Genomic DNA, 25,638 nt, shown 5'->3' with positions numbered 1-25,638 from the left:
GTGGCCTGCGACATCGGGAGTGCTCACGTTGCCTCGCTCTCACGGGTGCGTACGGGGACGGCCGACCCGCCGCGGGCGGCCCGCATCCGGCCCGGGAGACGGGCCAGACCGCCGGGGAGCAGGTAGACCACGACCACGAAGAGTACGCCCAGCAGGAAGAGCGGCTGGGAGAGCGGCACCTTCAGGACCGCGGGAAGGTCGGCGACCGCCGAGGAGTTGGCCAGGTCGCCCAGGCGGTGACCGGCCCAGGTGTAGATCACCCCGCCGAGGAGCGGGCCCCAGCGGGTGCCCGAGCCGCCCAGCACGACCATGACGAGGAGGGCGAGGGTGGCGTCCGAGGTGGCGGCCTGCGGGGTGGCACCGCCGGTGAGCAGGAGGTAGACCACACCGCCCGCACCGGCGAGGCCGCCGGCCAGGACGAAGGCGATCAGCTTGTACCCGTAGGGCCGCAGGCCCAGCACCTCGACGCGCCGCTCGTTCTCCCGGATTCCGGCCCAGATGCGTCCGGTGGGCGAGTTGACGGCGTGGTGCACGATCGCGAGCGTCACGACGAGGTACGCGAGGGCGATCCAGTAGAGGTTGGCGGTGTTGCCGATGCCGACCGTCCAGGTGGGCAGCAGGTCCGTCGGGGCGGCACGGCCCTCCTCACCGCCGGTGAGGCCGCCGGGATTCCGTTGCACGAGGATGGCGCCGGCCTGGGCGAAGGCGAGCGTGACCATGGAGAAGCCGATGCCCGTCACCCGGAGGCTGACCGCCCCGAGCGCGAGGGCAAGCAGGATCGCGGCGGCGGTGCCGACGGCGGCCGCGGCGGCGAAGGGGAGACGGAGCTCGATCATGGCGAGCTCGGTGACGTAGAGGCCCGTGGCGAAGTAGAGGGCGTGGCCGAAGGAGAGCAGGCCCGTGCGGCCGAGGAGAAGGTCGTAGCCGGTCGCGAGGGCGCCGTAGACCAGGCACAGGGCGAGGAGTTGGAGGCTTCCGGGGCTGCCGAGCGGGCCGTCGAGGAGCCCGGGGAGGGGAAGCGCACTGTAGGGGGCGACAAGGAGCAGGATCAGCGGAGCGATCGGCCACCAGCGTAGTGCCCGTCGGCCCGGCGTCGAGCCGTGGCGGAATGATTCACCTGTTCGAGGGATGGTGCGTTCACGTCCGCCGGATCCAGAATGGCCGTCAGGAACACTGCTGAGGGTGGGATCGGCGATCCCGTCCGGGCTTCCGGCGCTCGTGGTCGAGGTGCTGGAGCTCACGCGAGCCTCCCGGTGAGTCCGCGGGGCCGTACGAGGAGAAGCACGGCCAGGAGTACGACGACGGAGAGATCACCCAGACCGGCGGCGGTGTAGTAGTTCGCGAACTGCTGCACGAGACCGACCGCGGCCGATGCCACCGCGGCACCGGTGACGGAGCCCATGCCTCCCATGACGACCACGACGAAGGCGAAGATCAGAAGATCCGTGCCCTGACCGGGGTTCACGGACCCGAAGTAGAGGCCGGCCAGGGCCCCGCCCAGAGCGGCGGCAGCGCCTCCGATGGCGAAGACGAGAGTGAACGCACGGCGGACGTCGATCCCCAGGGCCGTCACCATGGCACGGTCCTCGACGCCGGCCCGGACGATCAGCCCGTACCGGGTGCGGGCGAGGAAGAGCCGCAGGGCGAACAGGACGGCCAGGGCCGCCCCCATGAGAACGAAGCGGTTGACGGGCACGACCGCACCGAACAGGCCGACGGTGCCGGAGAGTTCCGAGGGCTGCGGGAAGGGCCTGGCATCGGCGCCCCACACACCCATGAGCAGCGCGGGCAGGGCGAGCCCGACACCGACGGTGGCCAGGATCTGGTCCCGCGGACGGCTGTAGAGAGGCCGGATGACCACGAGTTCGAGCAGGACGGAGGCGAGAGTGCCCACCACCGTGCCGAAGAGGACGGCGAGCCAGAAGGACATCCCGGCCTCGGCCGCGGCCCACCAGGAGGCGTAGGCCCCCACGGACAGCAGCGCGCCGTGGGCGAAGTTCAGCACGTCCATCAGCCCGAAGATCAGCGAGAGGCCGGAGGCCACCAGGAAGTACAGCGCACCGAGCCCGAGACCGGTACAGACAAGGAGAACAACAGTGCTCATGGGGAGATCACCTCCGTGACGGATGCGGTCGGATCGGGGTCGGCGGCCCGCTGGAGGGCCCCGGTGGACGCCGCGGCTGCGGCCGGGTGCGCCGTCGGCCCCGCCGCCCTTCGGCCACCCACGCCGAGCAGGCGGCGGGCGGCCTCCTCGTCGGCCAGCAGGTCGGCGGCCGCACCCTGGTGGGCGGTACGGCCGTCGGCCAGGACGGCGCACCGGTCGGCCAGTCGCCTCACCAGCGCCAGGTTCTGCTCGACGAGGAGCACCGGAACCCGCTCGGCGGCTCTGGCGAGCACCTCCGCCACCTCGGAGACGATCTTCGGAGCCAGGCCTTTCGTGGGCTCGTCCGCGATGACCAGGCGGTTGCGGTTGAGCAGCGTGCGGCCGATCGCCACCATCTGCTGCTGGCCGCCCGAGAGCGTCCCCGCGAGCTGCCGGGCCCGCGTGCGCAGTTCGGGGAACAGCTCGTGGACCAGGTCGTAGGCGGGCTCGGCGTCCCGCTCGGCCAGGCGGAGGTTCTCCGCCACGGTGAGGCCGGCGAAGATGCCGCGGTCCTCGGGGGCGTAGCCGATGCCCTGCCGGACCACCTGGTGGGTGGGCAGGCCGACGAGCTCGACCCCGTCGAAGCGGATGCTCCCCGTCCGTGGGACGAGTCCCATCACCGCCTTGGCGGTGGTGGTCTTGCCCGCACCGTTACGCCCGAGGAGTGCGGTGACGCCCGTCGCCGCAACATCGATGTCCACACCGTGGAGGATGTGCAGTCCGTCGATCACCACCCGCAGCCCCCGGACGGCGAGCAGCGGCTCCACGACCACCGCGCCACCGTCGCCGCCGGCACCACCCGCACCACCGGTGCCGGTGCCGGTGCCGTCCCGGTGTCCGTCCGCCTCCGGTGGCGCCGACCGCGCCGTCCGTCCCGTCGTCCGTCCCACTGTCCGTCCCGTCCGAGAGGAGTCGTCGCTCACAGCGCCTCACCCAGGTAGGCCTGCTGCACGGTGGCGTCCGCCATCACTGCGGCAGGAGTGTCCAGTGCCAGAAGAGTGCCGTGGTGCATCACCGCGACCCGGTCCGCGAGGCCGAGCAGGACGTCCATGTGGTGCTCGACCATCAGCACCGTCCGGCCCGAATCCCGGTGCACGGAGCGGATCAGCTCGGTGAGCGCCGGCACCTCCTCCGCGCTGACACCGGCCATGGGCTCGTCTAGGAGGATGATCCGAGGGTCCGCGACGAGCAGCACGGCAAGCTCCAGCTTGCGCTTCTCCCCGTGGGACAGTGCGCCCGCCAGGGTGTCCGCGCGGTGCCCGAGCTCGGTGCGCTCCAGCGTCCCGGCGACCTGGGCGTCGTACCGGTCGGCACGGCGCCACAACCGGTACGAGGCCACCGGGCCGGCAGCGGCCTGGGCAGCCAGGCGGACGTGGTCGGCGACCGTCATCCCGTTCCACAGGGAGGAGGTCTGGAAGGTGCGCCCGAGCCCGAGCCTGGCCCGGGCGTGGACGGCGTGCGCGGTGACGTCGACGCCGTCGAGCTCCACTGTGCCGTGGGTCGCCGGGTGGAGCCCGGAGACGAGGTTGAAGAGGGAGGTCTTCCCGGCACCGTTCGGTCCGATGAAGGCGATGAACTCGCCCTCGTCCACGGCGAAGGAGACGTCCTCCAGGATCGGCACACCGCGGACCGACCAGCCGAGCCCACGGAGCCGCAGCACCGGTGTGCCCGGTGCTGCTGCAGCGCCCGGCGCCACCGGCACCTCTGCTACCGACACCTCTGCCACCGGCACCGCTGCCGCCACCGGCTCCTGCGGTCCCGCCGCGGATACGGGAGGCTGCATCAGGATCAGCCCGCCATCGCGGTGACGGGCGGCGCCACCTGGTCCGCGGTGAGCACCTTCTCCACGGTGGGCTTGGCCGCCGCACCGGTACCGGTGAGCTTCACCTGGAACATCGGCTGCAGCAGGGCGTGGTCCTCGGCGCGGATGCTGAGCCGTCCCTTGACGCCGTCGAAGCTCCAGCCCTCCAGGGCCTTCACCAGCGCCGTGGTGTCGTCGGCCGACCCGTGGTTGGCCTCGATCGCGTGGACGATCATCTGGGCCGCGGTGAAACCGTCCGGGGTGAAGATGTCGGCCTTGCCGCCCGCCTTGGCGACGGAGTCCGTCATGGCGCGCTCGACGTCGGTGCCGGCGGCACCCGGGAAGTAGTGGTTGAGGAAGGAGATCTTCTCGGCCGCCGGGCCGAAGAGCGGGTACGAGGCGGCCAGGTCGAGGCCGGTGACGACCCGGGTCGCCGCGAAGACGTCCTGCTGGTTGAGGGACGTCCACAGGGCCGAGGCGGTCTCGCCGGCCCACGCGACGAACAGGAGGTCGGGCTTGGACGCCTTGGCCTGCGTGGCGAACGGGGTGAGGTCGGTGGCGCTGGGCGGGGCGAGGACGGCGTCGACGGTCGCACCGGCCTTCCCGAGCACGGCCCGCACCGCGGCGACGTTGGCCTGCCCGAAGGCGCTGTCCTGGGCGAGCACCGTCACCTTCCTGCCCTTCGCCTCACCGATGAAGGAGGCGGCGGTCAGTGTGTCCTGGTACGACTGGCGCCCGGACCGGAAGGTGTACGTGTTGAGCGCGGTCACCTTGTCCGCGGCGGCCGGGCCGCTGATGAAGAGCACCTTGTTCTGCGCGGCGAACGGCGCCACCTGCAGGGCCACACCGGAGGCCGTCGAACCGGCGAGGATCTTGTACCCCTTGCCGATCAGTTCCTTCGCCCCCGAGACCGCCTTCGCGGGGTCGCCCGCGTCGTCCTGCTCGACGAACTCGATCGGATGCCCGTCGACCTTGCCGGTGCCCTTCGTCGCATAGTCGAGCCCCGCCTTGAAGCCTTCGAGGTACTGCTTGCCGTAGGCGGCGAGCGGTCCCGTCCGGGAGTAGAGCAGCCCGACCTTCACCGGGCCGGACGCGTCGGCGCTCTTCGCGTCGGCCGTTCCCGCGGTGCCGGCCTTGGCACAGCCGACGGCGAGCACACCGCACACCGCGAGGATGGCCGCCTTGCGCACGGCACGCCCCGGGCGTCCTGCCCGGCCGGTCGTGCCCGGGTCGCCGGCACGCCCCCGCTGCCCGGGATCCCCGGTGGTTCCGGCTGCTCTGACACTGGTGACGAGACTGCTGCGCATGATGGCCGGCTCCTGAGGGTGCTGCGGGGTGGATGCCGGAACCGTAGGAGCGCGCCCGGGCCGGCGACATGGCGCCGGTCGACGCACCCGGGGCCCGCACTGTGTGGGTCTCGGCCATGTCCGGGCGTCTGCGGTGCACCCATGTGGCCCGGCGACACCGGCCGGCCCGTTCTGCTGTCGCGCATCGCCATGGAACGGGCGCTGTTCCCCGGTGAGGGTGGTCCGGCGGCACCACCCCGGCGCGACGGCCGCCCGTCCGCCGCCGACCGGAGCAGGCCGCCGGACCGCCCGCCGGACCGACCGCTGGACCGACCGCCGGACCGACCGCCGGACGGACCGTCAGGCAGGCCGCCGGACCGGGTCTGCCCGTACCGGCCGGCCCCTGCCCGCCCCACCAGCCCGAACCCCGTGAGGTGACCCCTTGGACAAGGTCCTTGACTCCCCCGATCGCGCCGTCGAGGACATCCCCGACGGCGCGGTCCTCGCCGTCGGCGGCTTCGGACTGTGCGGTATCCCCAGCACTCTGCTCGGCGCGCTCGCCGCAGCCGGCACCGGCGGCCTGCAGGTCGTCTCCAACAACTGCGGCGTGGACGACTGGGGCCTCGGCCTGCTCCTGCACGCCGGGCGGATCGCCCGTATGACGTCCTCGTACGTCGGGGAGAACAAGGAGTTCGCCCGCCAGTACCTGAGCGGCGAGCTGGAGGTCGAGCTCACACCGCAGGGCACGCTGGCCGAACGGCTCCGGGCCGGTGGGGCGGGCATCCCGGCCTTCTTCACCCCGGCCGGGGTCGGCACCCAGGTCGAGGAGGGCGGGCTGCCGTGGCGGTACGCGGCGGACGGCTCGGTGGCCGTGTGCTCGCCGGCGAAGGAGGTCCGCGAGTTCGGGGGCCGCCGCTACCTGCTGGAGGAGGCGATCACGGCCGACTTCGCGCTGGTCCGTGCGGAGGTGGCGGACCGTCACGGCAACTGCGTGTTCCACGCCGCCGCCCGGAACTTCAACCCGCTGTGCGCGGCGGCCGGACGGATCACCGTCGTGGAGGCCGACCGGATCGTCGAGGCGGGTGAGCTGCCGCCGGACGCGGTGCACCTGCCCGGGGTCTACGTCGACCGGGTGGTCGCGGCCGACCCGTCCGACCGCAGGATCGAGCGGCGCACCGTCCGACCGGCTCTCCAGGAGGCCTGAAATGTCCCCCACGACCACGACCACCACTCCCGGCACCACGGCCACCACGGCCGCCCGCGACGCCGCCGCCGCCGACGCCACCGCCGACCCGCGCGACGTGCTCGCGGCGCGGGCGGCCCGCGAGCTGCGCGACGGCCAGTACGTGAACCTCGGGATCGGCCTGCCGACGCTGATCCCCGACCACCTGCCGCCCGGTGTGCACGTCGTGCTGCACTCCGAGAACGGCATCCTCGGGGTGGGCCCGTACCCGGAGGCCGGCACGGAGCACGCGGACCTCGTCAACGCCGGGAAGGAGACAGTGACCGTCCGTCCGGGCGCCGCCTACTTCGACTCGGCGTTCTCGTTCGGGATGATCCGGGCGGGCCGGATCGACGTGTCGGTGCTCGGTGCGATGCAGGTGTCGGCCGGCGGTGACCTCGCCAACTGGATGATCCCGGGCAAGATGGTCAAGGGCATGGGCGGCGCGATGGACCTGGTGCACGGGGCGCGCCGGCTGATCGTCGTGATGGAGCACGTCGCGCGCGACGGCTCGCCGAAGATCGTGAACGAGCTCACCCTGCCGGCCACCGGCCGGGGCGTGGTCCACCGGATCGTCACGGATCTCGCGGTGCTGGACGTCACGCCCGAGGGACTCGTGCTGGTGGAGGTGGCACCGGGACGCACGGTCGCGGAGGTCCGGGCGGCCAGCGAGCCTCCGCTGCTGGTGCCGGCGGGATTCGGCGACGAAACCGCCTGAACCCCGACGGAGGCCGGCCGGGGCAGCGCGCACACCCGCGCGCTGCCCCGGCCGGCCTCCGTCGTCCCCGACCGCTCGTCTCCCCGGTCGTCTCCCGGTCGCCGGGACCACCGGATCCGCCGGACCTCGCGGACTCAGTCCTTCAGGTTCGGGATCGTCCAGTCGATCGGCTCGCCGCCGGCCTCCGAGAGCGCCGTGTTGATCTGCGAGAACGGCCGGCTGCCGAAGAAGAGCTTCGCGGAGAGCGGCGACGGGTGCGCGCCCTGCACCACCGCGTGGCGGGACGTGTCGATCAGCGGCAGCTTCTTCTTCGCGTAGTTGCCCCAGAGGACGAAGACGCAGGGCTCCTCGCGGGCGCTGACGGCCTTGATCACCGCGTCGGTGAACTTCTCCCAGCCCTTGGCCTTGTGCGAGTTGGCCTCGTGCGCACGCACCGTGAGCACCGCGTTGAGCAGCAGCACTCCCTGCTCGGCCCAGTGCATGAGGTAGCCGTTGTCGGGGGCGGGGATGCCGAGGTCGGCGTCCAGCTCCTTGAAGATGTTCCGCAGCGACGGCGGGGTCTTGGTACCGGGCAGCACGGAGAAGCTCATGCCGTGGGCCTGGCCGTCGTCGTGGTACGGGTCCTGGCCGAGGACGAGCACGCGCACCTTGTCGTAGGGCGTCGCCGCGAGGGCGGAGAACTCCTGCCCGCTCGGCGGGAAGACCTGGTGCTCGGCCCGTTCCGTCGCCAGGAAGGCGGCGAGCTCGGCGAAGTACGGCTTGCCGGTCTCCTCGGCGAGCGCCTCCTGCCACGACTCGGGTACCTCGAAACCGGCGCCCACGCCCGCCCCAGCCAGATCCGTCACGACAAACCTCCCACCGACCGCGCGGCATCCCGCAACAGCCGCTTCCGACGTACGACTTCTACAACCTGAACGCTACACACCCGGACCGACACCCCGCGCCCACCGGCCGGCTCCGCCGCCGGGCCGGCCCCGCGGCCCCGGGGCTGCGCAGCGTGGGGTGCGCAGCGGGGGGTACGCGGTGACGCCGGACGGGGGCCCGAGGAGCCCGGGCGGCCCGGCCTCGAGAAGGTGCCCGTGGCGCCTCTGGCAAACGCAGCGCCCCTGCCGCCGGAAGCCCGTCGGCAGGGGCGCTGCGGAGGTTCCTGACGGTCAGATCTCGTCGATCAGGTCGGCGATCGACTTCACGACGCGGGTCGGCCGGTAGGGGAACCGCTCGACGTCGGCCGGGGCCGTGAGGCCGGTGAGCACCAGGATGGTCTCCATGCCGGCCTCCATGCCGGACACCACGTCGGTGTCCATGCGGTCGCCGATCATCGCCGCGGACTCCGAGTGCGCGCCCGCCGTGTTGAGGGCCTCGCGCATCATCAGCGGGTTGGGCTTGCCGACGAAGTACGGCTCGACGCCGGTCGCCTTGGTGATCAGGGCGGCGACCGAGCCGGTGGCCGGGAGCACGCCCTCGGTGGACGGCCCGGTCTCGTCGGGGTTGGTGCAGATGAAGCGGGCACCGCCGTTGATCAGGCGAATCGCCTTGGTGAGGGCCTCGAAGCTGTAGGTGCGGGTCTCGCCCAGCACCACGTAGTCCGGGTCCTTGTCGGTGAGCACGTAGCCGGCCTGGTAGAGCGCGGTCGTCAGGCCGGCCTCGCCGATGACGTACGCGGTGCCGCCGGGGCGCTGGCTCTTGAGGAAGTTCGCCGTCGCCAGGGCGGAGGTCCAGATGCACTCCTCCGGCACCTCCAGGCCCATGCCGGCGAGGCGGGCGCTGAGGTCGCGCGGGGTGTAGATGGAGTTGTTGGTGAGCACCAGGAACGGCTTGCCGGACTCCCTCAGGCGGCGGAGGAACTCCTCCGCCCCGGGGATCGGGGTGCCCTCATGGATGAGGACGCCGTCCATGTCGGTCAGCCAGGACTCGATGGGCTTGCGGTCTGCCACGTGCGTGTCTCCCGAGATCGTGCGGGTGGTCGTTCTGAACTGCACCCCTCCGCCCGGTGACCCGCAGCGGGCCGTACCGCGACGTGTGGGGGTCCTGCCGGCTGCCCCAACGGGGCCCAGCCTAATCCGCACACCTGGCCGACGGGAGGACGTCCCGCCCTGCGGACTTCGGGGGCCCGTGGTGTGGTCCGGCCCGGGCGGGCGCGCGGGGGCCGTCTGCCGGGCGGTCCGCTGCCTCAAGGCGTCCTTAAGCGGCCCATAACGGCGCTGGGCGTCCGTCAATCCACAGGTCCGCACTGGCTAGCGTGCATGACGCAGCGCCCCCACCCTCACTCCCTCCCCCGAGGAGCTCCCCCATGTCCGCTCGCCCGTCCGCCTCCCGCCGACGCCGGGTCACCGTGCTGGCCGGCGCCCTCGCGGGGATCGCCCTGTCCGGCACGCTGGGCACCGGGACCGCCGCCGCCCACGGCTCCATGCAGAACCCGTTGAGCCGGGTCTCCGGCTGCTACCTGGAGGGCCCGGAGAGCCCGAGGTCGGCGGCCTGCGCGGCGGCGATCGCGCTCGGCGGCACCCAGGCCATGTACGACTGGAACGGTGTCCGGATCGGCGACGCCGGCGGCCGCCACCGCGAGATCATCCCGGACGGGCGGCTCTGCAGCGCCGACAACGCCGAGTTCGTCGGCCTGGACCTCGCCCGCGCCGACTGGCCCGCGACCAGCCTGACCGCCGGCGCCGCCTTCACTTTCCGGTTCCGCGCCACCGCCCCGCACCGCGGCACGTTCCGGCTGTACGTCACCAACACGACGTACGACCCGGCGCTGCCGCTGCGTTGGTCCAACCTGCAGTCCACGCCGTTCCTGACCGTCACCGACCCGCAGTTGGTGGACGGCCAGTACGTGCTGCCCGGCACCGTTCCGTCCGGACTGAAGGGCCGCCAGCTGATCTACGCGATCTGGCAGCGCTCGGACAGTCCGGAGGCGTTCTACTCCTGCTCCGACGTGGTGTTCGACGGCACGGGCACCGTCACGGGCACCGCCCCCGTGCCGTCGGCCGGCAGCGGGACGCAACACGTGCACTCGGCCGCTCCCACGCCGGGGACGCCGACCTCGACGCCGACCGGCCCCAGGGCCGTCCCCGCCGCCGCACCCGCCGCACCCGCCGCACCCGCGACACCGTCCGCCGCCGCACCGACGACCGCGCCCGTCACCCCCACCACGCCCGCCACGCCCGCCACGGCCCCCGCCACCGGGCAGCAGCTGGCCCGCACCGGCACCGGCCGGTCGACCGGCCTGATCGCCGCCGTCGGCGCGGCCTTCCTCCTGTCCGGCACCGCGATGGCCGTCCTGCGCCGCCGTCACCGCCGCGGCGCGCACGCCCGCTGACAGCCGGGCGGGCCGACGCGGCCGTGGTTGAGTAGGGACATGAGCAGCGTGCCCCGACCCCCCTTCCGCGTCGGTCTGATCGGCTACGGCCTGGCCGGCTCCGCCTTCCACGCCCCGCTGATCGCCGCCACCCCCGGACTGCGGCTGGCCGCGGTGGTCACCGCCAACCCCGACCGCCGCGACCGGCTGCGCCGGGCGCACCCGGACGCGCAGCCCGTCGACACCCCCGAACAGCTCCTCGCCCGCGGCGACGAGCTCGACCTGGTGGTCGTCGCCTCCCCCAACCGCACCCACGTGCCGATCGCCGGGGCCGCCGTCGCCGCCGGCATCCCCGTGGTCGTGGACAAGCCGCTCGCCGGCACCGCCGCCGAGGCCGCCGCGCTGTGCGACCTCGCCGAGCAGGCCGGCGTGATGCTGTCGGTCTTCCAGAACCGCCGCTGGGACGGCGACTTCCTGACCGCACGCCGCCTCCTGGAGCAGGGCGTGCTCGGCCGGGTGCACCGCTTCGAGTCGCGGTTCGAACGCTTCCGTCCCAAGCCGAAGCCCGGCTGGCGCGAGCTCGCCGACCCGGCCGAGGTCGGCGGCACCCTGTACGACCTCGGCAGTCACCTCGTCGACCAGGCGATCACCCTGTTCGGCCCGGTCGAGAGCGTGTACGCGGAGATCGAGACGCTGCGCGACGGCGCGGTCGTCGACGACGACGCCTTCGTCGCCCTGACGCACGCCTCCGGAGTCCGCTCGCACCTGTGGACGAGCGCCCTCACCCCGCTCGGCGGCCCCCGGCTGCGCGTGCTCGGCGACACCGCCGGCTACGTGAAGTTCGGCATGGACCCGCAGGAGGACGACCTCAGGGCCGGACGCCACCCCGGCGACGGGCGCCCCTGGGGAGCCGACGACCCGGCCTCCTACGGCACCCTCGGCACCGACGACGGCGCGGTCCGCACCCCCACCGACCCCGGCGACTACCCGGCCTACTACGCCGGCGTCGCCGCCTCACTGGCCACCGGCGCCCCGCCGCCCGTCGACCCGCGCGACGCGGTCGCCACTCTCGCCGTCCTCGAAGCCGCCCGCGGCTCCGCCGCCACCGGTAGCACCGTCCGGCTCGGCTGACGCAGCCCACCCGGGCCCGGGAACGCCGTCGGGGCCGACCGCGAGTGCGCGGTCGGCCCCGACGGGTCATCCAGGTCGTTCAGCGGCCGTACGGGTTCCCGCCGGACGGCGGCGGCGTGCCCTGCCCGGGCGGGAAACCGCCCGGCGCGGGCGGCTGCTGCCCGTAGGGCTGCGGCTGGCCGTACGGCGCCTGCGGCTGCTGCCCGTACGGACCCGGAGCCGGCGGCTGCGCCGGGAACCCGGCGGCCGGGTACGAGGGCTGGGGCTGCGGCGGCTGCTGGCCGTACGGCGCGGGCGGCACCGGTCCGGGCCCCGCCACGGAGCGGTTGCGCCGGGAGACGACCACGATCACGATCACCACCAGCACCACGACGACGCCCGCGGCGCCGAGGATCAGCGGCAGGCTCCCCGAGTCGGACGGCGCCGGGGCCGCCGGAGAGGACGGCGTCTGCGCGGGCGCCGAGGCCGGCGCACTCGCCGCACCGCCGGGCTCGGCCGTCGCCTCACCGGACGGCGCGGGGGCGGACGCACCCGCGAGGGGGCTCTGGTCCGCAGGACCCGGGTCGCCCGGCGTGGTCAGCGCGATCCGCGGACGGACGGCGCCGTAGCCGACGTAGTCGCTGCGGCCCGTCTCACCGGCGGCCTTGCCCGCGGTGTTGATGAGGACCCGGAGGACCTGGTTGTTGGTCCACTCCGGGTGCACGGACCAGACGAGCGCGGCCGACGCGGAGGCCAGCGCGGTCGCGTCGGACGTTCCGTGGCTCTTGCAGTACCCCGACGGCCCGGTGCAGGCGGTGTAGATGTCGGAGCCGGGAGCGGACAGGGTCACCTGCGGACCGTGCTCGGACTCCGAGGTCGACTTGCCGTTCCTGTCGGTCGCCGCCACTCCGACCACCCCGGGCATGCCGGCGGGGTACTCGACGACGTTGCTCCCGCTGCCGCTGTTGCCCGCGGCGGCGAAGATCAGGCTGCCCTTCGCAGTGGCGTGGTCGACCGCCGCGCGCAGCTTCTCCAGGTCCGCCGGCTTCAGGTAGCCGGCGGCGATGCCCTGCGAGATGCTGATGATCTTGGCGCCGTGGTCGGACCCGTAGACGATGCCGTCGGCCAGCTGCTGCAGCGCACCGGCGGCGGTTCCGTCCGTGCCGCCGATCTTGCTGTTGACCTTGATCGGGAGGACCTTCGCGCCGGGCGCCAGACCGTACGCGCCCTTGCCGTTCAGGCCCTTGCCGCTGCCGACGATGTTCGCCGCCATCGAGGTGCCGTGCCCGTTCGGATCGGTGGTGACCCCTCCCGGCAACCCGCTGAAGTCCTTGCCGGACACCAGCTGGCCCTGAAGGTCAGGCGCATCACCCTTCACGCCGGTGTCGATCACCGCGACGGTGACTCCGGTGCCGGTGCTGGTCCGCCACATCTCCGGGGCCTTCATGGCGTCCAGGTGCCACTGCTGCTCCCGGATCGAGTCCGCTCCGGCGGCGGGACCAGCGGCCACCCCGACCATCACGGCGGCCACCGCCGACAACGCGGCGAACCGCCGCCCCCGCACTCCCCTGCCCGTTCGCCGCATCACACTCTCCTTCGATCCATCGTCCAGAGCCGTTCCGGCCTGCCACACAGACCTGCCCGGTCACCGGGTCCACGACCCCGTGACCGGGCAGGCAGGCTGATGGCTACTCAATCACGCCCGGATTGACCGGGCCCCCACCGGACGTCCAGGTGTCCTCGTCCTCGGTCAGGTAGTCGGGACGGTTACCGCGGTTCTTGTCCTTCCGCCCGGCAGCACCGCCGTGGCCGGCGCCCATGCCGCCATGACCGGCCCGCCCGTCCGTCCCGCGCTCCGCCCTGCCGCGCAGGCCGGTGCCGCCCTGGGTGAACTCGCCACCCGCGGAGGGCCCGCGGCGACCGCCGACCGCACCACCGGAGCGCCCGACCAGGCCTCCGGCACCGCCGCGTGCACCGCCCGCGCCCCCCTTGGCGCCGGCACCGCCCGCGCCGCCGGCGTGCGGCATGCCGCCCATGCCGGGGGCTCCGGACCGACCCGCCTGGGCTCCACCCGCGGCGCCCGCGGCACCCGCAGTGCCACCGGCCCGCGCACCCGCACCCGCGCCACCGGCGCCGGTGACCGAGCCGCCCGCCCGGCCGGCGCCACCGGCGCCGGTCGTGCTGCCGGCCCCGCGGCCGCCACCGAGGCCGCCCGCTCCACCCCGACCGCCCCCCAGACCGCCGCCGAGCCCACCGGGGATCGTGCCGCCGGGCAGACCGCCGACGCCACCACCACCACCGCCGAGGCCACCGCCCGTTCCGAGGCCGCCGCCACCGACGCCACCGCCGGGAAGGCCCGGACCGGACGGGCTCGGCAGGGTGGGCGACGCCGGCACGTGGTCGATCCCCGTGCTCGGGATGTTCACGCCGACGTTCGGCAGGGGCGTGACCTGGCCCGGGGTGACGGGCGTCGGGTGCGTCGAGCCCGTCGGCACCTGCTGCGAGCCGCTCGGGGGCGACCACGACGGCATCTGCGCCGGGCTGAACGAGCCACCGGTGCCACCGCCGGTCGAGCCACCGCCGACCGATACGTTCTCGCTGCCACCGCGGCTGATGTCCGCGCCGGGAGGCGGCGGGAAGATCGGGGGCTGCGCCTGGCTGAGCCGCGAGATGGACTGGTCGTACGACTGCCCCAGCTTCGCCATCTGCTGGGTGGCGTCCGCGTGGGCCTGGTTGATGCGGGTCTGCGCGGCGTTCGCCTCCTCCGGGGTCACCCAGTCGGAGTCGACCATGTCGGCGACCTTGCCGGCCGCCCAGCCGCCCACCACGGTGCCGATGCCGGGCAGCGCCATGCCACCGGCGATGAAACCGCCCACGGTGACGGCGGTGTTGGGCTGGGCCTCGTACCGGCGGACGATCTCCATGTCGTCGGTCGGCACGCCGGGCATGCCCGACTTGACCTCGCTGAGCGTCTCGCCGGCGGTCGCCATGTAGGTGCCGGCGGTCCGGGAGTACGAGGCGAGTTCCATGGTCGACTTGGAGACGTTGCCGCCCCAGTTCTTGAAGCTGTCGGCCGCGTCGCCCTGCCAGTCGAGCCCGCCCATGTGGGCGTGCAGCTCGTTGCTGACCTCGTCCATCTTCTGGGCGGCCAGCAGCAGGCGCTGACCGATCTGCATGACGGCCACCGGGTCGGCGCCGTCGACCATCGCCACGAGATCCTCGTGGGTGTTGGCGCCGAAGTCGCCGTCTTGGTAGAGGCGACGGACGAATCGCTTCTCGGTCATGCCTCGCTCCCCCTCTCCGCTGTCGGAGCAGTCATCAGTAGGCCCCCTGCTGCGTACCGGTCGTGGGCTGTGCGGCCGGCTGTGTGTAGGTCTCCGGCTGGGCGTACGTGCCGCTGCCCGCCGCGCGGTAGGCGGCGGACGATCCGGCGGGCGGCAGCTGCGACTGCGCGCCGGCCTGGTTGAGGATCGAGTGGAACTTCTGGCGCTGTTCCTCGTCGGCGTTGTCGTAGCCCTTGGCCGCCATGTCGATGCTGGCGCTCATCGCCTCGATCTGGAGGGAGAGCGTCCTCGACAGCTGCTCCAGGTTGGCGTGCACCGTGGTGTACGCCGACATCAGGTCGCCGGCCTGGCCGAAGTTCTGGCCGAGCTGCCAGGCCTGCAGCTGCTGCTGGGAGACCTCGCCGTGACTCGCGGGCGAGCCGTCGAGGTCGCTCAGGATCGCGTCGACCTTGCTCTTGAAGGTCTGCAGGTTCTCGACCTCGACCTTGACCGCCCTGGCCCCGACCTGTCCGGCCAGGGTCTGCGACTGCGCGACCATGGCCGCCGTCTGCGCAGCCGTCACCGTCGAGACGACGTTGTAGAAGATCCCGGACGTCCCGCCATCGCTCATCGCCGTTCCACCTCCCCCGTGCACGGCCTGGCCCCGCCGCGGCCCGCCGTACCACCACTTCTCCTGAGCTCCCCTGCCGGGTGCTCTAACCGTTCGGATCGGACGCTCACGCACCGACGGGCGGCATCCGCCGCCACCCTTAACATAGCGGCCGCCCCCGACGCGCCGTCAGGGGCCCTGTGCGGTGAAGCCGCTATCGGTACGTACCCGTCACCTCTCCGCCACAACACCCTTCCCCGGGGCGGTTGTTCCCCGCTGCCACGGCCGGGGCCGGAACCGGCCGCGGCGGCGGCCCGGTCCTAGGACGTGTCTGAACCATTCCCGACGCCGCGCGCCGATCCGCCGCGCATGGTCAGACACGCCCTAGCGGCGCGACCAGGCGTCCAGGTAGGCGTCGATCTCGCCGCCGATCCGCTTCTTGCCCGCCGTGTCCAGGAAGGAGGCCTCGACGGCGTTCCGGGCGAGCGCCGCCACGCCCGCCTCGTCCAGGTCGAGCAGGCGGGCCGCGACGGCGTACTCGGTGTTGAGGTCGGTGCCGAACATCGGCGGGTCGTCGCTGTTGACGGTGACGAGCAGGCCGGCGTCGACCATCTGCCGGATCGGGTGCTCCTCCATGCGCGCGACCGCCCGGGTCGCGATGTTGGACGTCGGGCAGACCTCCAGCGGGATGCGGTGCTCACCGAGGTGGTCGACGAGGGCCGGGTCGTGGACGGACTGCGTGCCGTGCCCGATCCGCTCGGCGCCGAGGTCGCGGATCGCGTCCCACACGGTCTGCGGGCCGGTGGTCTCGCCGGCGTGCGGCACGCTGTGGAGGCCGGCCGCCCGCGCCCGGTCGAAGTACGGCTTGAACTGCGGGCGCGGCACGCCGATCTCCGGGCCGCCGAGGCCGAAGCTGACCAGGCCTTCGGGGGCCAGGTCGAGGGCGAGGCGGGCGGTCTCCTCGGCGGCGTCGAGGCCGGCCTCGCCGGGGATGTCGAAGCACCAGCGCAGCACGATGCCGAGGTCCTTCTCGGCGGAGATCCGCGCGTCCTCGATGGCCTCCATGAACGCCGTGTCGGGGATGCCCCGCCTCACCGACGAGTACGGGGTGACGGTGAGCTCGGCGTACCGGATCTGCTGGCGGGCCATGTCCTCGGCGACGCCGTACGTCAGCGCCCTGACGTCCTCGGCGTCGCGGACGAGGTCGACGACGCTCAGGTACACCTCGATGAAGTGCGCGAAGTCGGTGAAGGTGAAGTACTCGGCGAGCGCCACCGGGTCGACGGGCACCTTGCTGCGGCCCTCGTGGCGGGCGGCGAGCTCGGCCACGACGCGCGGCGACGCGGAGCCGACGTGGTGCACGTGCAGTTCCGCCTTGGGCATGCCGGCGATGAACGCCTCGATGCCGTTGGTGCCTTCGGCCACGGTGCTGCTCCTTCTCGGTCGACTCGCGCGGATCGCGGCAGGTCGCCGTCCTCCGGGACGGGACCGGGCCGCGTCCCCGATCGTAATGTCAGCCCCCGAGTGCGACGGCCACGCTGTGGATGACGAGTCCGGCGGCGGCGCCGACGACCGTGCCGTTGATGCGGATGAACTGGAGGTCGCGCCCGACGTTGGCCTCGATCTTGCGGGAGGCCTCGTCGGCGTCCCAGCCGGCGACGGTGTCGGAGATCAGGGCGGTGATCTCCTCGCGGTACGTGCCGACGACGTACTCGGCGGCGTCCTGGAGCCAGCCGTCGGCCTTGGCCTGGAGCCGGCCGTCGGTGGCGAGGCGCTCGCCGAAGGAGCGCAGGCCGTCGCGGAGGCGGCGGCGCAGCTCGCTGTCCTCGTCCTCGGCGGCGTCGAGGACGAGGGTGCGGACGGCGTCCCAGGAGGAGGCGATGAGGTCCTGCACCTCGGGCCGGGCCAGCAGGTCGGCCTTGGCGTGCTCGACGCGGGCGATGGTGTCGGGGTCGTGCTGGAGCTCGGTGGCGAAGTCGGCGAGGAAGTTGTCGATGGCGCCGCGCGCGGCGTGGTGCGGGTCGTCGCGGATGTCGGTGACGAACCGCATGAGTTCCTTGTGGACGCGTTCGCCGACCTGGTGGTCGATGAAGCGCGGTGTCCAGCCGGGCGTCTTGCTGGTGATCCGCTGCACGACGTCCTCGTGGTGCTCGGTGAGCCAGTGGTGGACGCGGACGGCGATCAGGTCGACGACGCCGTGGTGGCCGCCGTCGGCGACGACCTTGGAGAGGAGCCGGCCGGCGGGTTCGGCGACGGGGGTGGCGGCGGCGCGCCGGGTGACGGCCTCGGCGACGACGGCCTGCACGTCCTCGTCGCGGAGCACGGCGATGACGCCGCGCAGGGCGGCCGACGCCTCGCGGGTGACGCGTTCGGCGCTGCCGGGGGCGGAGAGCCACTCGCCGAGGCGGCGGGCGATGCCGATCGCCTCCAGGCGGGCGCGGACGACGGTCGGGGAGAGGAAGTTGTCGCCGACGAAGTCGCCGAGCGACTGGCCGAAGGCGTCCTTCTTGGTGGGGATGATCGCGGTGTGCGGGATCGGCAGGCCGAGGGGGTGCCGGAAGAGCGCGGTGACGGCGAACCAGTCGGCGAGGGCGCCGACCATGCCCGCCTCCGCCGCCGCGGCGACGTAGCCCGCCCAGGCACCGGCGCCGGCGGCGTCCGCCCAGGTGGCGAGGGCGAAGACGGCGGTGGCGGCGGCCAGCAGGCCGGTCGCGATGGTCTTCATCCGCCGGACGCCGCGGCGCTTGCGCTCATCGGCCTCGGTGAACCTGACCCCGCCGGCGGGTCGGGGGGCCGTCCCGGTGCTCTGTTCGACGCTCACCCGCACAGTCTGCCCCGGGTGCGGGGCCGGTATCGCGTCAACGGGCCGGGCGGCCCGGCCCGGGTACCCGCCCCGGCCGGGCGGGGGGTGCGGCACGGCCCGGGCGGGGGTGCGGCGCGGCCCGGGCGGGTGTCGGGGCCGCGGCGGGACGGTCAGCCGATGGCGACGCCCGCGTACATCCGTGCGATGACGTCCTCGATGGCGGGTTCACGGACCGACAGGTCGACGAGGGGGTAGCGGGCGGCGACGGCGGCGACGATCGGCGCGGCGCTCTCGCGGGCGGGGAAGGCGAGCCACTGGCGGGGGCCGTCCGTCCGGACGACGCGGGCGCCGGGCACGTCGATCGGCGGGCGGGACTCGGCGAGGTCGACGACGAGGGTGCGTTCGCTCTCCCCGGCGGCGTGGAGACCGGCGAGGTCGCCGTCGTGGACGAGCCGGCCGTGGTCGATGACCATGACGCGGTCGCAGAGCTGTTCGATGTCGACGAGGTCGTGGGTGGTGAGGAGCACGGTGGTGCCCCGGGTGCGGTTGACCTCGCGCAGGAACGCCCGCACCTTGGCCTTGCTGACGACGTCGAGGCCGATGGTGGGTTCGTCGAGGTAGAGGACGCCGGGGTCGTGGAGCAGGGCCGCGGCGAGGTCGCCGCGCATCCGCTGGCCGAGGGAGAGCTGCCGTACGGGCGTGTCGAGCAGCCTGCCGAGGTCGAGGAGTTCGACGCAGCGGTCGAGGTTGGCGCGGTAGCGGGCGTCGGGGATGCGGTAGATGCGCCGCGCGAGCTCGTAGGAGTCGCGCAGCGGCAGGTCCCACCAGAGGGTGGTGCGCTGGCCGAAGACGACGCCGATCCGCCGGGCGAGGGCGGTGCGGTCGCGGGCGGGTTCGACACCGGCGACGCGGAGCCGTCCGGAGGTGGGGACGAGGATGCCGGTGAGCATCTTGATGGTGGTGGACTTGCCGGCTCCGTTGGGGCCGATGTAGCCGACGCACTCGCCGGCGCCGACGGTGAAGCTCAGGCCGTCGACGGCGTGCACCTCGCGGCGCTCGCGGCGCAGCCGGCCGGCGCGGGTGCGGATCGTGAAGGTGCGGCGGACGTCGTCGAGTTCGATGAGGGCCATGCGGGTGCTCCTTGGTCGTGGCCGGATGCGGCGGCCGGGCTCGGCCGCGGCGGCGGGGCTGCCGGGGGGGCTGCCCGGCGCGGGTCGGCGCGGGTCGGCGGTCGGAGGCCGGCCGCCGGGGCGGGGTCAGCTGCCGGTGCCCTGGTACGCGCGCAGGCCGGCCCGCCAGACGACGGCGGCGGCGAGCACGCAGAGCACCGCGGCGAGCGGGGAGGCGTACTGGAAGGCGGTGGGCAGGCCGAGCGGGTCGGGGCGGCCGAGGATGTGCAGGGCGGGCAGCCAGTTGACGAAGGCGAGCGGGATGCCGAAGACGGCGCCGGCGACGAGTTCCCTGGCGAAGATCGTCGGCGGGTACTGCAGGAGGGTGGCGCCGCCGTAGGTGAAGGAGTTCTGGAACTCCTTGGCCTCGCCCCACCAGAACTGCAGGGCGGCGCCGCCGATGAAGACGCTCGCGAAGATGACGCTGCCGGAGAGCAGCAGGACGGGGACGAGCAGCACGCGGTCGGCGGTCCAGTGCACGGGCAGTGCGCCGATCGACCAGGCGAGGACGGCCGTGGCCTGCGCCGGGCGACCGAGACGGCGCAGCGAGAAGCGTTCGGCGCAGAGCTGGGCGAGCACGGGGGCGGGCCGCACCAGCATGGTGTCGAGGGTGCCGGTGCGGACGCGGTCGCCGAGCAGGTCGGCGGAGCCGACGAAGAGGTCGGCGGTGCCGAGGGCGAGGGAGGAGGTGCCGTAGAGGAAGCCGAGTTCGGGGAGGGTCCAGCCGCCGAGGGTGTCGGTGTGGCGGAACATCAGCACGACGACGACGAAGTCGAGGGAGGTGACGGCGATGTTGGCGATCATCATGAGGGTGAACGAGGTGCGGTAGGACATCAGGGATCGCGTCCACATGCCGGCCATCAGCCACCAGGCGCGGACGGCCCAGCGGGCGCGGGCCGCGAGACCCGTGCGGTGCACCGTGCCGTCGGGACCGTCGGAACCGTCGAGGACCTGGGGGCCGCCGGGGCGGGCGGTCGGGGTCTCAGCCACCCTGCACCACCACCTTGCGGACGGCGAGCGCGAGCGTCGCCCGTCCGGCGGCGAACAGCCCGGCCGCCCAGACGAGCTGGAAGGCGAGGCCGGTGGCGAGGGCGGTCCCGGTGCGGCGTTCGAGGAGGACGTCGGTCGGGATCTGGATCAGGGCGGCCCAGGGCAGCACGGCGGCGAGGCGCCCCAGGAAGCCCGGGAAGAGCGTGATGGGCAGCAGCATGCCGGAGAAGAACATCGCGACGGCGAGGGTGACGGCCCGGATGCCCTCGGAGTCGTGCAGCCAGAAGCCGGTGAGCGAGACGAGGAAGCGCAGCCCGAAGCTGACGACGACCGCGAGCAGCACGGACAGCAGGAAGGCCGCCCAGACCAGCGGCGAGCGGGGCAGCCGGATGTGGAAGACCAGCACGCCGGCGAGGGTGGGCACGGCGCCGCGGGTGAGCAGGTGGAAGGCGGCCCGGCCGAGGTCGGTGGCGAGCCACCAGGCCTGGAAGTCGACGGGCCGGTAGAGGTCGACGGCGATGTCGCCGCTGCGGAAGCGCTCCTGCACGTCGTCCTGGAAGCCGCCGCCCCAGACGGCGACGGTGACCAGCAGGGCCTGGCTGATCCAGATGTAGGTGACGGCCTGGGTGGTGTCGTAGCCGCCGAGGCCGGGCCTGGCGTGCCAGAGCGCGAGGAAGGTGTAGGCGAGGATGAAGCCGAAGACGGTGTTGGTGAAGGCGCCCGCGGCGGTGGCGGCGCGGTAGGTGGCGTAGCGCCGGAAGGCGCCGGCGGCGACGGCCCGGTGGACCGCGAGGGCGCCGGACCGGGGCGGCCCGAGCTGCGGATCTGGCACTCGAATGTCTCCTTGTCGACTTTTCGGCGGACATCGGTGGACGGTGGCGGACAGCACGCGCCCGGTACGGCCCGGCGGCCCGCGCACCCCCGCGCGGGCAGCCCGGAACCGCCCCGACCGGCGCACCCCCGGGGGTGCGGGGCGGCGGGCGGAGCCGGGCGGTGCTGCGGTGCTGTGCGGTTGTCACCTTTCACCGTAGCGCCGCCGCCCGGCCGTCGCAGCCGATTTCCGGCACGCCCGGGCCGACCCGCAGAAACACCTGATTACGGGTCAAATCGCCCATAATCGCCCTATGACCAGAGCGCAGCGAGCCAACCACCCCACGGGCGACCGGAACCACCGCCCCGGGCCGGACACCGCCACGCGCACCGACCCGCCCGCCCAGCGCCGCCCGCACGCCGCACCCGGCCGCACCGGGGAACCACCCCTCCCCGGCGCTCCCGGCCCCCGGCGCCGCCATCGCCGCGCCCCCGGCCACGACCGCCGACGACGACGCGAGGCCCGCCGCGTCCGCCGCCGCGCCCTCCCCCGCTGGCGCCGCGCCGTCCCCACCTGGCGCATGCTGCTGGGCACCCTCGCCGGCGGTGTACTCCTCGCCTGCGCGACCTTCGGTGCGCTCTACGCCGCCGTCCCCGTGCCCGACCCCAACGCGCACGCCCTCGCGCAGAGCAACGTCTACTACTACGCCGACGGCACCACCGAGATCGCCCGCACCGGCGCCGTCAACCGCGAGGACGTCCCGCTCTCCGAGATCCCCCTCGACACCCGCAACGCCGTCGTCTCCGCCGAGGACCGCACCTTCTACCGCAACCAGGGCGTCGACCTCAAAGGCATGGTCCGCGCCGCCTGGCAGAACGTCAGCCACCTCGGCGCCCCCGGCCGCGCCTTCCAGGGCGGCTCCACCATCACCCAGCAGTACGTCAAGAACTACTACCTGACGCAGGACCAGACCCTCACCCGCAAGGCCCGGGAGCTGTTCATCTCCCTCAAGGTCGACCGCCGCTCCACCAAGGACACCATCCTCGCGGGCTACCTCAACACCAGCTACTTCGGCCGCAACGCCTACGGCATCCAGACCGCCGCCCGCGCCTACTTCGGCACCGACGCCGCCCACCTCACCCTCGCCCAGGGCGCCTACCTCGCCACCCTCCTCCAGGCCCCCAGCGCCTACGACGTGAAGACCGCCAGCCCCGCCAACCGCGAGAAGGCCGTCGCCCGCTGGAACTACGTCCTCGACGGCATGGTGACCCTCGGCTTCCTCGACCCCGGCACCCGCGCCGGACTCACCTTCCCCGACACCCTCGAACCCCAGGCCGCCCAAGGGCTCGAAGGACAGTCCGGCTACCTCGTCGACATCGCCGACGACTACCTCACCCAGACCGGCGTCCTCGACACCGCCACCCTCAAGGCCGGCGGCTGGCGCATCACCACCACCTTCGACAAGCCCCGCCAGGACGCCTTCGTCGACGCGGTCAAGCACGAACTCACCGCCGAGCTCGACCCCGCCGCCCGGCCCCGCACCGACACCGACGTCCGCGTCGCCGGCGCCTCCGTCGAACCCGCCACCGGCCGCATCGTCGCCGCGTACGGCGGTCCCGACTACGCCGTCCAGCCCTACAACGACGCCCTCCGGCAGGACAACCAGGTCGGCTCCACCTTCAAGCCCGTCGACCTCGCCGCCGCGCTCGAAGGCGACCGCACCACCCAGGACGGCCACCCCATCACCACCCAGACCCTCTACGACGGCACCAGCGGCCGCACCGTCGTCGGCGGCCCCAGCCCGTACTCCCCGCCCAACGAGGACAACGAGAACCACGGCCCCATCACCCTGCGGCGCGCCATGATGCGGTCCGTCAACTCCGTCTACGCCCAGCTCGGCATCGACGCCGGACTCGACAACGTCCGCCGCACCGCCATCCGGCTCGGCCTCCCCGACAGCCTCCAGGGCATGAACCCCGACCACAGCTCCATGACCCTCGGCACCGCCACCCCCAGCGCCCTCGACCTCGCCGCCGTCTACGCGGCCCTCGCCAACCACGGCCAGGCCATCCGCCCCTGGGCCGTCAGCGCCCTCTCCCGTCCCGGCACCCGCGAGGCACCCCCGCTGCCCGGGCACGAACCCACCGTCGCCGTCACCCGCGCCAGCGCCGACGCCGTCACCGACGTGCTGCGGGACACCGTGGGCCCCGACGGCACCGGCTCCACCGCCCAGGCGCTCGGCCGCCCCGCCGCCGGCAAGACCGGCACCACCGACGACAACCGCTCCGCCTGGTTCGCCGGATACACCCCCGAACTCGCCTCCGTCGTCGGCCTGTTCCGCGAGGACGTCAAGACGCACGCCAAGGAGTCACTGGCCGGCACCGCCGGGTACGAACGCATCAACGGCGGCACCTTCCCCGCCCGCATCTGGACCGCCTACATGGGCAGCGCCCTCAACGGCACCCCCGTCGGCCAGTTCGACCTCCAGCCCGGCCCCGGCAACACCGAACCGCCCACGCCCGTCAGCCAGGCCCCCAAGGCCCCCAAGCCCGCCAAGCCGAAGCCCAAGCCGAAGCCGAAGCCCAAGGCCAAGACCACCGCGCCGGCGATCAAGCGCCCGGTCGCACCCCGGCCCCCCGTCGCCACCCGGCCCGCCGCGGCCGCACCACCCGCACCCGTCCGGCCCCCGGCCCCCCGGCCCACCCCCGGCCGGCCCTGACCGCCGTCACGGACCGCTGCGGCGACCCGCACCCGCGGGCCGCCGCAGTCGGCCGTCCGCCCCCCGACGACGACACGGACCGACACGAACCGGCACGGACCGGCACGTGCCGCCGAGAACACCGACGGTCAGGTCCACGGCCCGTCAGGACGGCGGGCCGTCACAGGTACAGGCCCGTCGAACCCTCCACACCGCTCAGCCGCTCCGCGGCCACCGCGTGCAGGTCACGCTCCCGCAGCAGCACGTACGTCGCCCCGCGGACCTCCACCTCCAGCTTGTCCTCCGGGTCGTAGAGCACCCGGTCACCCGGCTCCACCGCCCGCACGCTCTGGCCGACCGCCACCGCCTCCGCCCAGGCGCAGCGCCGCGACAGCTCCGCCGTCGCCGGGATGAGGATGCCGCCCGTCGACCGGCGCTCCCCCTCCCCCGCCTCCGTGCGCACCAGCACCCGGTCGTGCAACATCCTGATCGGCAGCTTCTCCCCCAGCCGGTCGTGCCGGGTCTCGTCCTGCTGCGCGCCGTGCTCGTCGTTCTTGCTCACGCCCCCGACCGTACCCGCCCGCCCGGCGCACGTCGCCCCGCACCCTGCCCGGCATGCGGAAGGGCCGGTGCGCGCCCCGCGCGCCCCGACCCTCCGTCCGTCCTCCAGGCCGGTCAGCCCCGGCGGCGCCGGCGAGCGGCGGCGACCAGCAGCAGCACACCCGTACCGACCAGCACCGCCGGCACCACGCGGTCCGGACGCGGTCGGCCCTTGGCGTCCACGAACCCGGCCTTCGCCTGCTCCAGCGCACCGCTGGCCGCCACGTACGCGCGGCCGGCCTTCTGCTCCACGGCGCCGAGCACCCGCGCCTTCGTCTGCGCGACGACCGTCGCCGGGTGCACCCGCATCGCCAGCTCGTCCAGCGTGGACGCGAGCCGCTCGCGGGCCTGCGCGATGTCCGCCTCGATCTGGGCCGTCGTCCGCGGCGCCCCGTCCTTCGTGCTCGCCTGGGCCACTCGTGCCACCCCAATCACCGATGCTTGTCCGTACGACGGGTCCAGTCTGTCAGCTCGCCCGGCGCCTCGCGCAGCGCCACCCACCAACAGGGGTAGGTTGACCGGGGTACGACCACCCGTCCAGCACGAGGAGAGATCCACCGTGAGAGAGCGCCTCAAGGCCGGCGACGCCGCCCCCGCCTTCACCCTGCCCGATGCCGACGGCAACCAGGTGTCCCTCGCCGACCACCTCGGCCGCAAGGTGATCGTCTACTTCTACCCCGCCGCCCTCACCCCCGGCTGCACCACACAGGCCTGCGACTTCACGGACAACCTGGAGGTCTTCGCCGGCGCCGGCTACGACGTCCTCGGCATCTCGCCCGACAAGCCGGAGAAGCTCGGGAAGTTCCGCGACACCGAGAACCTCAAGGTCACGCTGCTCGCCGACGAGGACAGGTCCGTCCTGGAGGCGTACGGCGCCTACGGCGAGAAGAAGCTCTACGGCAAGACCGTGGTCGGCGTGATCCGCTCCACCGTCGTCGTCGACGAGGAGGGCCGGGTCGAGCACGCCCTCTACAACGTCAAGGCCACCGGCCACGTCGCGAAGCTGCTCCGCGACCTGAAGATCGGCGCCTGACCCTCCGTCGGCCCGCGGCGGGCACCGGGATCGCTCCCGGTGCCCGCCGCGGTGCGTTCCGGCCGGGGAGCCCCGCGCCGGGCCCG

The 25,638-nt window shown here is 73.7% G+C and carries 23 protein-coding genes; 6 read left to right on the top strand and 17 right to left on the bottom strand.

The features are described from left to right. Positions 1-23: 23 nt before the first annotated feature. From OG335_RS24055 to OG335_RS24035, 5 genes are all read right to left on the bottom strand, one after another. Positions 24-1,130, bottom strand: coding sequence for a branched-chain amino acid ABC transporter permease (locus OG335_RS24055; protein WP_405015507.1), 1,107 nt, complete (start codon positions 1,128-1,130; stop codon positions 24-26). A 107-nt stretch (positions 1,131-1,237) separates the two neighbouring features. Then, positions 1,238-2,104, bottom strand: a complete 867-nt coding sequence (locus tag OG335_RS24050; protein ID WP_405013189.1) for a branched-chain amino acid ABC transporter permease — start codon at positions 2,102-2,104, stop codon at positions 1,238-1,240. After that, on the bottom strand, positions 2,101-2,916 hold the full coding sequence (locus OG335_RS24045; protein WP_405013188.1) for an ABC transporter ATP-binding protein: 816 nt from the start codon (positions 2,914-2,916) through the stop codon (positions 2,101-2,103). Before OG335_RS24045 ends, OG335_RS24050 begins: the two co-directional genes overlap by 4 nt. Before the next feature lie 146 nt (positions 2,917-3,062). After that, positions 3,063-3,860, bottom strand: coding sequence for an ABC transporter ATP-binding protein (locus OG335_RS24040; RefSeq protein WP_405013187.1), 798 nt, complete (start codon positions 3,858-3,860; stop codon positions 3,063-3,065). Between the two features lie 71 nt (positions 3,861-3,931). After that, a complete protein-coding gene (locus OG335_RS24035; protein ID WP_405013186.1) occupies positions 3,932-5,134 on the bottom strand; it encodes a substrate-binding domain-containing protein in 1,203 nt (400 codons plus the stop codon). A 538-nt stretch (positions 5,135-5,672) separates the two neighbouring features. Here OG335_RS24035 and OG335_RS24030 point away from each other — a divergent pair. Then, the gene (locus OG335_RS24030; RefSeq protein WP_405013185.1) at positions 5,673-6,434 is read left to right on the top strand and encodes a CoA transferase subunit A; all 762 of its coding nucleotides are present in this window, start codon (positions 5,673-5,675) and stop codon (positions 6,432-6,434) included. 1 nt (position 6,435) lies between these two features. Beyond that, on the top strand, positions 6,436-7,170 hold the full coding sequence (locus OG335_RS24025) for a 3-oxoacid CoA-transferase subunit B (RefSeq protein ID WP_405013184.1): 735 nt from the start codon (positions 6,436-6,438) through the stop codon (positions 7,168-7,170). A 134-nt stretch (positions 7,171-7,304) separates the two neighbouring features. On the opposite strand, the gene OG335_RS24020 is transcribed toward OG335_RS24025, so the two are convergent. Together OG335_RS24020 and OG335_RS24015 are read right to left on the bottom strand one after the other, a co-directional pair. After that, positions 7,305-8,015, bottom strand: coding sequence for a uracil-DNA glycosylase (locus OG335_RS24020; protein ID WP_405013183.1), 711 nt, complete (start codon positions 8,013-8,015; stop codon positions 7,305-7,307). A 309-nt stretch (positions 8,016-8,324) separates the two neighbouring features. After that, a complete protein-coding gene (locus OG335_RS24015; RefSeq protein ID WP_405013182.1) occupies positions 8,325-9,104 on the bottom strand; it encodes an HAD-IIA family hydrolase in 780 nt (259 codons plus the stop codon). A gap of 356 nt (positions 9,105-9,460) precedes the next feature. Here OG335_RS24015 and OG335_RS24010 point away from each other — a divergent pair, with 356 nt between their 5' ends. Together OG335_RS24010 and OG335_RS24005 are read left to right on the top strand one after the other, a co-directional pair. Then, positions 9,461-10,486: a lytic polysaccharide monooxygenase gene (locus OG335_RS24010; RefSeq protein WP_405013181.1), complete on the top strand. Its 1,026-nt coding sequence runs from the start codon at positions 9,461-9,463 to the stop codon at positions 10,484-10,486. 39 nt (positions 10,487-10,525) lie between these two features. Beyond that, a complete protein-coding gene (locus OG335_RS24005; protein WP_405013180.1) occupies positions 10,526-11,596 on the top strand; it encodes a Gfo/Idh/MocA family oxidoreductase in 1,071 nt (356 codons plus the stop codon). Positions 11,597-11,675: 79 nt separating this feature from the next. Here the strand turns inward: OG335_RS24005 and mycP are convergent, their stop codons facing one another. The 8 genes from mycP to OG335_RS23965 all read right to left on the bottom strand — a co-directional run bounded on the left by mycP (position 11,676) and on the right by OG335_RS23965 (position 21,248). Beyond that, positions 11,676-13,094 carry a type VII secretion-associated serine protease mycosin gene (gene mycP, locus OG335_RS24000; protein ID WP_405015506.1) on the bottom strand — a complete coding sequence of 473 codons (1,419 nt, stop codon included), beginning with the start codon at positions 13,092-13,094 and terminating at the stop codon, positions 11,676-11,678. Positions 13,095-13,263: 169 nt separating this feature from the next. After that, complete coding sequence (locus tag OG335_RS23995) at positions 13,264-14,859, bottom strand: WXG100 family type VII secretion target (protein WP_405013179.1); 1,596 nt, start codon at positions 14,857-14,859, stop codon at positions 13,264-13,266. A 34-nt stretch (positions 14,860-14,893) separates the two neighbouring features. Further along, the gene (locus tag OG335_RS23990; protein WP_405013178.1) at positions 14,894-15,469 is read right to left on the bottom strand and encodes a hypothetical protein; all 576 of its coding nucleotides are present in this window, start codon (positions 15,467-15,469) and stop codon (positions 14,894-14,896) included. 363 nt (positions 15,470-15,832) lie between these two features. Next, positions 15,833-16,831 (bottom strand): adenosine deaminase, encoded by a 999-nt coding sequence (locus OG335_RS23985; protein WP_405015505.1) that lies wholly within the window; start codon positions 16,829-16,831, stop codon positions 15,833-15,835. Positions 16,832-16,961: 130 nt separating this feature from the next. Further along, the gene (locus OG335_RS23980) at positions 16,962-18,275 is read right to left on the bottom strand and encodes a DUF445 domain-containing protein (protein WP_405013177.1); all 1,314 of its coding nucleotides are present in this window, start codon (positions 18,273-18,275) and stop codon (positions 16,962-16,964) included. Between the two features lie 146 nt (positions 18,276-18,421). Further along, positions 18,422-19,381, bottom strand: a complete 960-nt coding sequence (locus OG335_RS23975; RefSeq protein ID WP_405013176.1) for an ATP-binding cassette domain-containing protein — start codon at positions 19,379-19,381, stop codon at positions 18,422-18,424. A gap of 126 nt (positions 19,382-19,507) precedes the next feature. After that, entirely contained in the window at positions 19,508-20,410 is a 903-nt protein-coding gene (locus OG335_RS23970; RefSeq protein WP_405013175.1) for an ABC transporter permease, read from the bottom strand. Next, positions 20,403-21,248, bottom strand: coding sequence for an ABC transporter permease (locus OG335_RS23965; protein ID WP_405015504.1), 846 nt, complete (start codon positions 21,246-21,248; stop codon positions 20,403-20,405). The genes OG335_RS23970 and OG335_RS23965 overlap by 8 nt, the downstream gene beginning before the upstream one ends. A 286-nt stretch (positions 21,249-21,534) precedes the next feature. On the opposite strand from OG335_RS23965, the gene OG335_RS23960 reads away from it, so the two are divergent. Next, on the top strand, positions 21,535-23,940 hold the full coding sequence (locus tag OG335_RS23960) for a transglycosylase domain-containing protein (protein WP_405013174.1): 2,406 nt from the start codon (positions 21,535-21,537) through the stop codon (positions 23,938-23,940). A 160-nt stretch (positions 23,941-24,100) separates the two neighbouring features. Here OG335_RS23960 and OG335_RS23955 read toward each other — a convergent pair whose 3' ends face one another. Both OG335_RS23955 and OG335_RS23950 read right to left on the bottom strand, forming a co-directional pair. Then, complete coding sequence (locus OG335_RS23955) at positions 24,101-24,403, bottom strand: GroES family chaperonin (protein ID WP_405015503.1); 303 nt, start codon at positions 24,401-24,403, stop codon at positions 24,101-24,103. Between the two features lie 191 nt (positions 24,404-24,594). After that, a complete protein-coding gene (locus tag OG335_RS23950; RefSeq protein WP_405013173.1) occupies positions 24,595-24,936 on the bottom strand; it encodes a DUF3618 domain-containing protein in 342 nt (113 codons plus the stop codon). Between the two features lie 142 nt (positions 24,937-25,078). Between OG335_RS23950 and bcp the strand changes: the two genes are divergently transcribed. Further along, positions 25,079-25,552, top strand: a complete 474-nt coding sequence (gene bcp, locus OG335_RS23945; RefSeq protein ID WP_405013172.1) for a thioredoxin-dependent thiol peroxidase — start codon at positions 25,079-25,081, stop codon at positions 25,550-25,552. The last annotated feature ends 86 nt before the right edge of the window (positions 25,553-25,638 follow it).

Origin of the sequence: Kitasatospora sp. NBC_01539 (assembly GCF_045040525.1) — a bacterium.
In the GTDB taxonomy this organism is placed as follows: domain Bacteria; phylum Actinomycetota; class Actinomycetes; order Streptomycetales; family Streptomycetaceae; genus Kitasatospora.
Note: the sequence above shows the minus strand (reverse complement) of the source record. Positions and strands in the feature narration are given on the sequence as shown.

Bases quoted from the DNA above. Each gene is read 5' to 3' on its own strand.
- OG335_RS23955 (WP_405015503.1), bottom strand. From the start codon at position 24,403: ATGTTGCACGACCGGGTGCTGGTGCGCACGGAGGCGGGGGAGGGGGAG.
- OG335_RS23985 (WP_405015505.1), bottom strand. From the start codon at position 16,831: ATGCCCAAGGCGGAACTGCACGTGCACCACGTCGGCTCCGCGTCGCCG.
- OG335_RS23975 (WP_405013176.1), bottom strand. From the start codon at position 19,381: ATGGCCCTCATCGAACTCGACGACGTCCGCCGCACCTTCACGATCCGC.
- mycP (WP_405015506.1), bottom strand. From the start codon at position 13,094: ATGGTCGGGGTGGCCGCTGGTCCCGCCGCCGGAGCGGACTCGATCCGG.
- OG335_RS23995 (WP_405013179.1), bottom strand. From the start codon at position 14,859: ATGACCGAGAAGCGATTCGTCCGTCGCCTCTACCAAGACGGCGACTTC.
- OG335_RS24005 (WP_405013180.1), top strand. From the start codon at position 10,526: ATGAGCAGCGTGCCCCGACCCCCCTTCCGCGTCGGTCTGATCGGCTAC.
- OG335_RS23960 (WP_405013174.1), top strand. From the start codon at position 21,535: ATGACCAGAGCGCAGCGAGCCAACCACCCCACGGGCGACCGGAACCAC.
- OG335_RS24050 (WP_405013189.1), bottom strand. From the start codon at position 2,104: ATGAGCACTGTTGTTCTCCTTGTCTGTACCGGTCTCGGGCTCGGTGCG.
- OG335_RS23990 (WP_405013178.1), bottom strand. From the start codon at position 15,469: ATGAGCGATGGCGGGACGTCCGGGATCTTCTACAACGTCGTCTCGACG.
- OG335_RS24010 (WP_405013181.1), top strand. From the start codon at position 9,461: ATGTCCGCTCGCCCGTCCGCCTCCCGCCGACGCCGGGTCACCGTGCTG.
- OG335_RS24025 (WP_405013184.1), top strand. From the start codon at position 6,436: ATGTCCCCCACGACCACGACCACCACTCCCGGCACCACGGCCACCACG.